Raw genomic sequence first — 10,852 nt, 5'->3', positions numbered from 1 at the left:
CCCCGACCATTTAGCCTGCCCATCTGGTATTTCTCGATCTAATCGAGTTTCGGGGGCTCGGAGATGTTTTTAAGCTGCTGGTACGGGGCGGGGTGGGGAAAGAAGCCGCGCAGCGCTCGAACACCACCGCCCCCTCCCCGCCCCGCTTCACCACCAGAACCTCCGGCTCCGGCAGCACGGCCCGGACGGCGGCCGGATCGGCGACCCCCCACAACACCTCCGCCTCGTCCGCCCCGACGAACACGAGGTCCGCCCTGCGGGCGAGTTCGAGCAGCACGTCACCGGCGGCCTCGGGCCGCCGCCGCCACAGGCCGGGCCGGTGGTTCACATCGAAGGAGACGAGCGGGCGCCCGGCCCGGGGCGCGGTGAGCTCCCGCATCAGGGCGAGGCAGTCGGCGGAGAGGGCGGCGGTGATGCCGGAGAGGTGGAGGACCCGGGCGCCGGCGACGGAGTCGTACGGCACGGTGGCCGGCGACATGGCCGAGGCGGCCGATCCCGCCCGGTAGTAGGCGACCTCGTGGGCGTCGGTGGCCCGGTCCGCGTCGGTACGGAAGTAGACGCCGGTCGGCCGGTGCGGGTCGCGGCCGACGGCGCTGACGTCGACGCTGTACGCGCCGATCGTCTCCACCAGGTGGTCGCCGAAGCCGTCCCGGCCGACGCGGCCGACCCATTTCGCCCGGTGTCCTGCGGCGGCGAGGGCGCAGGCGACGTTGGACTCGGCGCCGCCGATCGCCCGGGTGAAGGCGGGGACGTCGGCGAGGCGGCCCGGACGGGTCGGAAGGAAGGTGACCATGGACTCGCCGAGGCAGAGGACGTCGGGGTGCGCGTCCACGGGCGCGTGTGCGCTCACTCTCGTGCTCCCTGTGGCTCGTACGGGCCTGTCGACCCGGCGTGGCTCGTACGGGCCCCGTCGGCCCGGCGTGACTCGTCCGGGTCCATTGACCCGGCCTCGGCCCGGATGTTAGACAGCCATGAGCAATATGCGCAATGCGCGTTGCATATAACGCAACGCACTGATGAGGAGGCCTCATGCCCGACCCGGCGAACGAGAAGCCCGACCTGGCGAACGAGCGCGTCGACCACCGCTTCAAGGCCCTGCCCCCGGACGCCGAGGGCCTGACCGTCGGCGAACTCTCCGCCCAGCGGCGCAACCTCTTCACCGGCGGCTTCACCACCCCGGTGCTCGCCCTCTCCGCCGAGTCCGTCGAGCACAACCTGCGCCTCCTGAAGACCTACGCCGAGCGCCACGGCCTCGCCTTCGCCCCGCACGGCAAGACCTCCATGGCCCCGCAGCTCTTCGACCGCCAGCTGGCGCACGGCGCGTGGGGCATCACCGCCGCCGTGCCCCACCAGGTCCGGGTCTACCGCGCGCACGGCATCGCCCGGATCTTCCTCGCCAACGAGGTCGTCGACGCCGCCGCCCTGCGCTGGCTCGCCGCCGAGCTCGACGCCGACCCGGACTTCCGGCTCGTCTGCTACGTCGACTCCGTGCGGGGCGTCGAGCTGATGGACGAGGCGCTGCGCGCGGCGGGCGCCCGGCGCCCCGTGGACGTCGTCGTCGAGCTGGGCGCCGGCGAGGGGGCCCGTACCGGAGCCCGTACGGAGGCCGACTGCGCCGCCGTCGCCGACGCGGTCGCCGCCGTCACGACCCTGCGGCTGGTCGGTGTCGCCGGGTACGAGGGCGAGGTGCCGAAGCCGGACACCGAGCGGGTCCGCGCCTGGCTGCTCCGGCTGACCGGGCTCGCCGCCTCCTTCGACGAGGAGGGCCGCTTCGACACCGGCATCGGCGAGATCGTCGTGAGCGCGGGCGGCAGCGCCTGGTTCGACACGGTCGCCGAGGTCTTCGCCGAGCTGCCCGAGCTCTCCCTCCCGGTCCTCAGGCTGCTGCGCTCCGGCGCGTACGTCTCCCACGACGACGGCCAGTACCGCAATCTGACCCCCTTCAACCGGGTGCCCGAGGAGGGCGCGCTCCAGCCCGCGTTCCGGCTCTGGTCGCAGGTCGTCTCCCGGCCCACCCCCGAGCAGGCCTTCACCAACGCGGGCAAGCGGGACGCCGCCCACGACCTGCACCTCCCCGAGGCGCAGGTGGTCCGCGACGCCCGCACCGGCGAGATCCGTCCCGCCGACGGCATGACCGTCACCGGCCTCTCCGACCAGCACGCCTGGGTACGGACGGAGGAGGGCGCCGACCTGGAGGTCGGCGACTGGCTCGGCATGGGCCTGTCGCACCCGTGCACGTCCTTCGACAAGTGGCAGCTGATCCCGCTGGTCGAGGCGGACGGCACGGTGGTCGACCACATCCGCACGTTCTTCTAGAAGGAGTCGGCATGGACCTCGTCTTCCGTGACGCGGAGGTCGTCGACGGCACCGGCGGTCCGTCCTACCGTGCCGACGTGGCGATCGAGGGCGGCCGGATCGCCGCGATCGTCCAGGAGGGCGCGGCGGCCGGCTGCCAGCGCCCCACCGCCCGGCGCGTGGTGGACGCCGAGGGCCTCGCGCTCTCCCCCGGTTTCATCGACATGCACGCCCACAGCGACCTCGCGCTGCTCCGCGACCCGGACCACAGCGCGAAGGCCGCGCAGGGCGTGACCCTCGAGGTCCTGGGCCAGGACGGGCTCTCGTACGCGCCGGTCGACGACCGCACGCTGGCGCAGGTGCGCACGGCGATCACCGGCTGGAACGGGTACGGCGACGACGTCGACCTCGACTGGCGGACGGTCGGCCAGTACCTGGACCGCCTCGACGGCGCCCACGGCGGCCGGGGCATCGCCGTGAACGCCGCCTACCTCGTCCCCCAGGGCACGGTAAGGATGCAGGCCGTCGGCTGGGAGGACCGTCCCGCGACCGGGGCCGAGCTGGACCGGATGCGGCGGCTCGTCGCCGAGGGCCTGGAGCAGGGCGCCGTCGGCATGTCCTCCGGCCTGACGTACACCCCGGGGATGTACGCGCCGGACGCCGAGCTGACCGAGCTGTGCCGGGTGGTGGCGGAGTACGGCGGCTACTACTGCCCGCACCACCGTTCGTACGGGGCGGGGGCCCTCGAGGCGTACGAGGAGATGGTGCGGCTCACCCGTGACGCGGGCTGCGCCCTCCACCTCGCCCACGCCACCATGAACTTCGGCGTGAACGAGGGCAGGGCCCCGGAGCTCCTCGCCCTCCTCGACGAGGCCCTGGACGCGGGCGCGGACATCAGCCTCGACACGTACCCGTACACGCCCGGCTGTACGACCCTGGTCGCCCTGCTGCCGGGCTGGGCGAGCGAGGGCGGCCCGGAGGCGGTCCTCGCGCGGCTGCGGGACGACGCGACGGCCGAGCGCGTCCGCCACCACCTCGAGGCCGTCGGCTCGGACGGCTGCCACGGGGTGCCGGTCGAGTGGAACACGGTCGAGGTCTCGGGGGTGTCGGATCCGGCGCTCGCGGGGTTCGTGGGCGGTCGTGTGGACGGCTGGCCGACGGCCCGGCGGCTGCTCCTGGACGACCGGCTGGGCACGACGATCCTCCAGCACGTGGGCCACGAGGAGAACGTGCGGACGATCATGCGGCACCGGGTCCACACGGGCGGCTCGGACGGCATCCTCCAGGGTCTGAAGCCGCACCCGCGCGCGTACGGGACGTTTCCCCGGTACCTCGGCCGGTACGTGCGCGAGCTCGGCGTCCTCTCCCTGGAGGAGTGCGTCGCCCACCTCACGTCCCGCCCGGCGGCCCGCCTGCGCCTCCCGGACCGGGGCAGGATCCGGGAGGGCTTCGTGGCGGACCTGGTCCTCTTCGACCCGGCGACGGTGGCGGCGGGCTCGACGTACGCCGCGCCGCGCACCCCGCCGGTGGGCATCCCGCACGTCCTGGTCGACGGCAGGTTCGTGATCGAGGACGGCCGGCGGACGGACGTCCTCGCGGGCCGGGCGATCCGCCGGACGCCGGTACAGAGCCGTTCCCGCTAGAGCCGTTCCCGCTGGATCCGTTCCAGCTGGAGCTGCTTCCGCACCCAGGCGGGGTCCGGGTTGACGTGGGCGCGGCCGTCCACGACGACGGTGGGCACGGTCTCGTCGCCGCCCGTGGCCGCCCGCACCACCGCCGCCGCCTCCGGGTCGCGCCAGATGTCGACCCAGTGCGCCCGGCGGGCCCGGACGCCGAGACGCAGACGGAGGCGCAGGCAGAACACGCAGCCCGGCCGCCAGTAGACGACCGGGCGGCCGTCGGCGGCGGCGCGGCGCCGGGCCTCCGCCGCCCCGGTCGACCCCGGGAAGACAAGCGGTGAGGTGACGGCGGCGAGCAGCGCGAACAACGACAGCAGGATCACGGCCGTGCCGGGACTCCCTCCGGCGGCCCGCCCGGCCGCGAGGAGCGAACCGCAGAGCAGCGACAGCACCGGCAGGATCCAGGCACGCGTCATGGTGCCGGAGGTTACCGGGACCGGGCGCCCTTCCGGCCGCGGGGGCCCTCACCCCATCGTGACGACGACCTTGCCGGCCTTCGCGCGGCCCTTCTCGACGTACTCCATGGCCTCCCGGGTCTCCGCGAAGGGGAAGACCCGGTCGACGACGGGACGGATCCTCCCCGCGTCGATGAGCGGTGTGAGTCCGCGCAGCTGGGCGCCGCTGGCCTTCATGAACAGGAACGAGTACGTCACGCCGTAACGCTCGGCGCGGCGCCGGGTCCTGTAGCTCAGTGCGCTCATCGCCAGGCGGAGGACCGGGTTCGCGCCCAGTTCGCGGGCGAAGGCCGCGTCGGGAGGGCCCGCGACGCTGATGAGCTTCCCGCCGGGCCTGAGCACCCGCAGGGACCTCTGGAGCGTCTCGCCGCCGAGGCTGTCCAGGACGACGTCGTAGCCGTCGAGGACGGTCTCGAAGTCCTGCCGCCGGTAGTCGACGACCACGTCGGCGCCGAGCTCCTTCACCAGGTCGAGCTTGGCGGTGCTCGCGGTGGCGGCCACGTGCGCGCCCAGTTCCTTCGCCAGCTGGACGGCGACGGTGCCGAGGCCGCCGGCGCCCGCGTGGATCAGGACCTTCTGGCCCGGCCGCACCTGTGCCCGCTCGACCAGCGCCTGCCACGCGGTCAGGGCGACCAGCGGGAGGGAGGCCGCCTCGGTCATGGTGAGCGTGGCCGGTTTGATCGCCGCGTCGTCCTGGTGGACGGCGATGAGTTCGGCGAAGGTGCCGATGCGGTCCTTGTCGGGCCGGGCGTAGACCTCGTCGCCCACCGCGAACCGGGTGACGGCCGGTCCCACCCGGACCACCGTCCCGGCGAGGTCGTTGCCGAGGACGAGCGGGAGGCGGTACGGCAGGATCGCCTTGAGGTCCCCGTCGCGGATCTTGAGGTCCAGCGGGTTGACGCTCGCCGCGTGGATCCGGACCAGGACGTCGTCGGCGCCCGCCCGCGGGTCGGGCATCTCGGCGGCGCGCACGCCGGCCTTGTCGCCGTACCTCTCGATCATGAAGGTCTTCATCGTCGTCTCCTCAGGCCGCGTGCGGCGCGGCGGCCAGGCTCTGCCTGACGTACCGGGTGATCTCGTCGGCGAGGATCTCGGGCAGGCCCGTCTCGATGCCGTCCAGGGCCTGTGCGGCGACGTCGGCGGGGTCGGTCTTCTGATCGGCGGGTACGGCCGCGGCCATGTCGGTGTCCATGTAGGCGACGTGCAGCGCGGAGACGGTCATTCCGCGGGGCGCCAGTTCCTCCCGGGCCGCGTCGGTCAGCGCCCACGCGGCGGCCTTGGCCGCGGCGTAGGACCCGAGGCCGGCCGGGTGCAGCCAGGACAGGACGGACAGGACGTTGAGCACGGCGCCGCCGCCGTTGCCCTCGATGACGGGGGTGAAGGCCCGTGTCACGGCGAGCGGACCGAAGAAGTTCGTCTCCATCTCGCCGCGCACCGCGTCCAGGTCTCCCGCGATCAGCGGCGTGCCGGTGGAGATGCCGGCGTTGTTCACGAGGAGCGTCGCGTCGGACGCGGTGCGGGCCGCGGCGCGGATCGACTCCTCGTCCGTCAGGTCCAGGCGGAGCGGGGTGACGCCGGGCAGGTCGACCGTCTCGGGGCGGCGGGCCGCCGCGTACACCTTCGCCCCGCGCTCCACGAGCTGGGCGGCCAGATGCCGGCCGAGCCCCCGGTTGGCGCCGGTGACCACCGCGACCGCGTCCTTCAGTTCCATGTCCACTCCCTGCGTCGCGGGCGCCCAGCGACTCCCGCACAATTAGATTACAATTACAATCTAAACCATGGACTAGAATAGATTGCAACCGTCATCCAACTGGGAGGTGGCTCATGGGCCGCGTATCGCAGGCGCAAGCCGAGGAGAACCGCCGACGGGTCGTGGAAACCGCGTCCCGGCTCTTCCGGGAGCAGGGCACCCACGTCAGCGTCGCCGACCTCATGAAGGCGTCCGGCCTCACCCACGGCGGCTTCTACAAGCAGTTCGCCTCCAAGGAGGCACTCGTCGACGAGGCCACGACCCACGCGTTCACCGAGCTCACCCGGCTCCGCGACGAGGGACTCGCACAGCACGCCGGACGGCGCGACGCCGCCCAGCGGGCGCTGATCGACACCTATCTCTCCGTCGGGCACCGGGACGGCGCGGCGGACGGGTGCCCCGCCGCCGCACTCGCCGGCGACATGGCGCGCGCCCCCGGGGACCCCGAGGCCCGCCGCGTCTACGCCGAGGGAGTGGGCGACTTCGCCGAGTGGCTCACCACCGAGGACCAGGACGGCATCACCCGGCTGTGCACCATGGTCGGCGCGCTCGTCCTGGCCCGGGCCACCAAGGGCTCCCCGCTCTCCGAGGAGATCCTCACCACCGCGCACGCGGCGTTGACGGCAACCGACTGACCGGGGGCGGCGGAGGCCACGAGGACCGGACGCCCACCGACCACGACCAGCCGGAGGCCGTCAGAACCGGACACTCACCGGCCACGACCGACCGAGGGCCCTCAGGACCGGGCCCTCACCGGTCGCGGGTGCCCCCCGGCGGGCACGGCCGTGGGCCACGGGTCGCGCCGGAGCCACACCAGGCCGAGCGCGAGCACACCGCCCGCGAGCACGAAGCCGTACCAGGGCGTGTGCCCCGAGGGCGCCGTCTCGTACACGAGGGCGGCCGAGAGGACGGCGAGCACCTGCCCCGCCCGTCCGCGCCAGGCGACCGCCGCGACGACGGCCGTCCCCCACAGCAGGTACCAGGGCTGCACCATCGGCGACAGGGCGACGAGCGCCACCAGCGAGAGGCCGAGCCCGAGGACCGGGTCGATCCGTCCCCGCCAGGCCCGCCACGCGAGCACCGCGATGATCGCGGCGGCGGCGAGCAGGCCCAGCTTCTGCACGGCGCCCTTGACGGGGTCGGGGTCGTCCGCGAGGAGCGTGCCGAGGGCGAGTCCGAGGTCGCTGGTGAGGGAGAGGGGGGTGTGGATGGCCCCGGCGACGCTCTGGGTCCCGAGCCAGCCGAAGCCGGTCCCCGCCGCCAGGCTCGCGGCGGCGGCCACGGCACCCGCGACGGCCCCCGGCAGGACGAGGCCCTTGACCGGACCCCGTACGCCCCCGTCCCGGCGCGCGACCATCACGCCGATGAACAGCAGCGCGACCGCGGCCGGCGACTTGATCATCACCGCCAGGCCGACCAGGACGCAGCCGAGCACCCACCGCCCGCGCGTGGCGAGCAGGACGCCGCCGAGCAGGAGCCCGATCATCAGGCCGTCGTTGTGCGCACCGCCGACGACGTGGATCAGGAGGAGCGGGTTGAGGGCGGCCAGCCAGAGCGCGCCGGACCGGCCGCCGGGGCCGCCGCCGAGTCCGCGTACGGCCCAGACGATGAGGGCGAGCGCGGCCAGGGCGATCAGCCGCGTCCCGAGGACGGCGGGCACGATCGCCCCGCCGGTCACCTTCACGACGGCCGCGGCGAGGAGCAGGAAGACGGGTCCGTACGGGGCGGGGGTGTCCGTCCAGTTCCCGCCGACGCTCGCGGCGGCGTCCGCCCCGAGCTCGTCGGGGCCGAGGACGGAGGGCCCGCCGCCGTACACGTCGTGTCCTTCGAGGACCATCGCGCCCTGTGCGATGTAGCTGTACACGTCGGCGCTGTGCAGGGGCGGGGCGAGGAGCAGCGGAGCGGTCCAGCAGGCGAGGGTGGCGAGGACGCCGTCCCTCAGGCCCCGGGCGAGGAGGACGCCGTACCGCCACCAGGCGGCGACGAGCAGGGTCAGGCCGAGGTACGCGAGGACGGCGCCGGCGACGGTGAGCGCGGAGCCGCGCGGCTCCCACAGCCCCCAGCCGCCGCGCACGGGCAGCGACCCGGCGGCCCATCCGCCCACGGCGACGCCGAGGGCACCGCCCGTACCCAGCCACCGGCATCCGGAGGCACTGAAAGCCCACATGACGGGCCAACCTATCCCGGCCCGCCCCGGTGGGCCGCCGGACCCCTCGCCCGCTACCTGGGTCGCTTGGTCTGTCCCCGGCCCCGTCCGGGTTTGTCCTGCTGTCCCTCGTCGGCGGAGGCGGAGGGGTCGTCCTTCGGTCCGGCCGCGGAGTCGGCCGTCGCCGCTCCGTCCCCGGACGGAGCAGTCGTCGGGCCCGGATCCGAGGCCTTCGAGGAGGCGGAGGGGTCCGTACCGCCGTCCCCGCCCGGCTCGCCCCCGTCGGCGCCCGTGGAACCCGGGGAGCCGGAGGCGCCCGGCGTCCCGCCGGAGCCGTCCGATCCGCCTGAGTCGCCGGAGCCGTCCGATCCGTCCGTCGGATCCGCCTGGATCAGCGCGGGCGGCCCCTCGGGGGCGCCTCCGTCCGGGGCCCCCGTCCCGCCGCCCTGACCGGCGCCTCCCGCGAACAGCGCGGCGCCGATCCCGAGGGCCACGGCGCCGCCGGCGGCGAGCAGCCAGACCGCGCCCGGGCCCCGGCGTGCGGGGGCGTGACGGCGGCGGCCGGGCCGTGGCGCGGCGGCTCCGGAGACGTGGTGGCTCATGGGCCCGGATTGTAGGGAGCACGACACCCCCCGTGCGACACGGGTCACACCGGGGCCGCGCGACGGGCGCCGACGTGTCCGACGTGTCCCAAAACACGAGGCGTCCCGACCGCCCCGGCCGTAAGCTCTCGTCATGCAGGTGATCCAGTCCACGAAGCTCGCCAACGTCTGTTACGAAATCCGGGGTCCGGTGCTCGAAGAGGCGATGCGGCTCGAAGCCGCGGGTCATCGCATCCTCAAGCTCAACACGGGCAACCCGGCCGCCTTCGGCTTCGAGTGCCCGCCCGCCATCCTCGAGGACGTGCTGCGGAACCTCTCCGAGGCGCACGGCTACGGCGACGCGAAGGGGCTGCTCTCGGCCCGCCGCGCGGTGATGAGCCACTACGAGACCAAGGGCATCCCGCTCTCCGTCGAGGACATCTACCTCGGCAACGGCGTCTCGGAGCTCATCCAGATGTCGATGCAGGCGCTGCTCGACGACGGCGACGAGGTCCTCGTCCCGGCCCCCGACTACCCGCTGTGGACCGCTTCGGTGTCCCTCGCGGGCGGTACGGCCGTGCACTACCGCTGTGACGAGCAGGCGGACTGGATGCCGGACCTGGCCGACATCGAGCGGAAGATCACGGACCGCACCAAGGCGATCGTGATCATCAACCCGAACAATCCGACGGGCGCGGTCTACGACGACGAGATGCTCCGCTCGCTGACGGAGATCGCCCGGCGGCACAACCTGGTGGTCTGTTCGGACGAGATCTACGACAAGATCCTCTACGACGGCACCACCCACACCCCGACGGCCGCCGTCGCCCCCGACCTCCTCTGCCTCACCTTCAACGGGATGAGCAAGAACTACCGGGTGGCCGGTTTCCGCTCCGGCTGGCTCGCGGTCTGCGGACCGAAGCACCACGCGTCCTCGTACATAGAGGGTCTGACGATCCTCGCCAACATGCGCCTCTGCGCGAACATGCCGGCGCAGCACGCGGTGGCCGCCGCGCTCCAGGGCCGGCAGTCGATCGAGGATCTGGTGCTGCCGGGCGGGCGGCTCCTGGAGCAGCGGGACACGGCGTACGAGCTGCTCACGCAGATCCCGGGCGTGACGTGCGTGAAGCCGAAGGGCGCGCTGTACCTGTTCCCGCGTCTCGACCCGAGCGTCTACAAGATCAAGGACGACCGGCAGATGGTCCTGGACCTGCTGCGGGCGGAGAAGATCATGGTCGTGCACGGGACGGGCTTCAACTGGCACGAGCCGGACCACTTCCGGATCGTGACGCTGCCGGCGGCGGCGGACCTGGCGGACGCGGTGACGCGGATCGGCCGCTTCCTGGACGGTTACAGCCAGCCCTGAGGCGACCGACCGCGAGGCCCCGGGCCCGTCCGGGCACCCCTCCGGACCCGAATCAACTTTAGACAGGATCTAAGCTAGGATGGCTCCAGAGCACTAGGAGGCCGTCCCATGTACGAACCGATCCGCACCAAGTCGGTCCACCGGATGGCCGACGACGCCCACGACGCGTACCCGCACCGCTCCCGCGAGGAGGAGCTGGACATCCAGCTCGCCGGGCACCTCTCCGCCCTCCTCGCCGTCACGGACGAGCTCGGCGACACCGAGGCCGGCGAGCTGATCGCCCGGCAGGTGGCGCGGTTGCGCGGCGCACCGCCCGCGCGGCACGCGGGCCTGAGCGGCTCGCCCGCCCGGGACCTGCACCGCAAGGCGCACGCCCTCGCGGGCCGCGCACTGGTCGTCGCCGCCTCACGGGCCGACACGGCCGCCGCGATCCTCGCCGCCGAGCGCATGGACGCGCACACCGCGGCACTGGCCGGGGAGACCCTGGTCGGCGCCCCCTGACGGCCCCGGTCCGCGCGGCACGAACCGCGCGGACCGGGCGCCACCCAAAAGGGCCGCCCGCGGCGGACACGGTACGTTC

General features: G+C 73.7%; 10 protein-coding genes and 1 pseudogene. 5 read left to right on the top strand and 6 right to left on the bottom strand.

The window, feature by feature from the left end; translation table 11 throughout:
* Positions 1-85: 85 nt before the first annotated feature.
* Positions 86-793: pseudogene (locus tag ACFWUY_RS12275) on the bottom strand (sugar kinase); the annotation flags it as partial.
* 236 nt (positions 794-1,029) lie between these two features.
* Between ACFWUY_RS12275 and ACFWUY_RS12270 the strand changes: the two are divergent.
* A complete protein-coding gene (locus ACFWUY_RS12270) occupies positions 1,030-2,316 on the top strand; it encodes an alanine racemase (RefSeq protein WP_384106081.1) in 1,287 nt (428 codons plus the stop codon).
* Between the two features lie 11 nt (positions 2,317-2,327).
* Positions 2,328-3,938, top strand: a complete 1,611-nt coding sequence (locus ACFWUY_RS12265) for an amidohydrolase family protein (protein WP_384106074.1) — start codon at positions 2,328-2,330, stop codon at positions 3,936-3,938.
* Here ACFWUY_RS12265 and ACFWUY_RS12260 read toward each other — a convergent pair.
* Genes ACFWUY_RS12260 through ACFWUY_RS12250 form a run of 3 tightly spaced genes read right to left on the bottom strand, consistent with a single transcriptional unit; the run spans position 3,935 to position 6,140 of the window.
* A complete protein-coding gene (locus tag ACFWUY_RS12260; RefSeq protein WP_384106069.1) occupies positions 3,935-4,390 on the bottom strand; it encodes a glutaredoxin domain-containing protein in 456 nt (151 codons plus the stop codon). The genes ACFWUY_RS12265 and ACFWUY_RS12260 overlap by 4 nt on opposite strands.
* A gap of 48 nt (positions 4,391-4,438) precedes the next feature.
* On the bottom strand, positions 4,439-5,443 hold the full coding sequence (locus tag ACFWUY_RS12255) for an NADP-dependent oxidoreductase (RefSeq protein ID WP_384106066.1): 1,005 nt from the start codon (positions 5,441-5,443) through the stop codon (positions 4,439-4,441).
* Between the two features lie 10 nt (positions 5,444-5,453).
* Positions 5,454-6,140, bottom strand: a complete 687-nt coding sequence (locus ACFWUY_RS12250; protein WP_384106063.1) for an SDR family oxidoreductase — start codon at positions 6,138-6,140, stop codon at positions 5,454-5,456.
* Positions 6,141-6,253: 113 nt separating this feature from the next.
* Here ACFWUY_RS12250 and ACFWUY_RS12245 point away from each other — a divergent pair, with 113 nt between their 5' ends.
* A complete protein-coding gene (locus ACFWUY_RS12245; RefSeq protein ID WP_384106060.1) occupies positions 6,254-6,814 on the top strand; it encodes a TetR/AcrR family transcriptional regulator in 561 nt (186 codons plus the stop codon).
* 101 nt (positions 6,815-6,915) lie between these two features.
* Here ACFWUY_RS12245 and mptB read toward each other — a convergent pair whose 3' ends face one another.
* Positions 6,916-8,346: a polyprenol phosphomannose-dependent alpha 1,6 mannosyltransferase MptB gene (mptB, locus tag ACFWUY_RS12240; RefSeq protein ID WP_384106057.1), complete on the bottom strand. Its 1,431-nt coding sequence runs from the start codon at positions 8,344-8,346 to the stop codon at positions 6,916-6,918.
* Positions 8,347-8,399: 53 nt separating this feature from the next.
* Positions 8,400-8,927 (bottom strand): hypothetical protein, encoded by a 528-nt coding sequence (locus ACFWUY_RS12235; RefSeq protein ID WP_384106054.1) that lies wholly within the window; start codon positions 8,925-8,927, stop codon positions 8,400-8,402.
* A gap of 133 nt (positions 8,928-9,060) precedes the next feature.
* On the opposite strand from ACFWUY_RS12235, the gene ACFWUY_RS12230 reads away from it, so the two are divergent.
* Positions 9,061-10,272: a pyridoxal phosphate-dependent aminotransferase gene (locus ACFWUY_RS12230; protein WP_384106051.1), complete on the top strand. Its 1,212-nt coding sequence runs from the start codon at positions 9,061-9,063 to the stop codon at positions 10,270-10,272.
* A 108-nt stretch (positions 10,273-10,380) separates the two neighbouring features.
* On the top strand, positions 10,381-10,773 hold the full coding sequence (locus ACFWUY_RS12225; protein ID WP_384106048.1) for a hypothetical protein: 393 nt from the start codon (positions 10,381-10,383) through the stop codon (positions 10,771-10,773).
* Positions 10,774-10,852 lie beyond the last annotated feature (79 nt).

This window comes from Streptomyces sp. NPDC058664, assembly GCF_042716635.1.
In the GTDB taxonomy this organism is placed as follows: domain Bacteria; phylum Actinomycetota; class Actinomycetes; order Streptomycetales; family Streptomycetaceae; genus Streptomyces.
The sequence above is the reverse complement of the archived record's forward strand: the minus strand, read 5'-3'. Positions and strand labels throughout refer to the sequence as shown.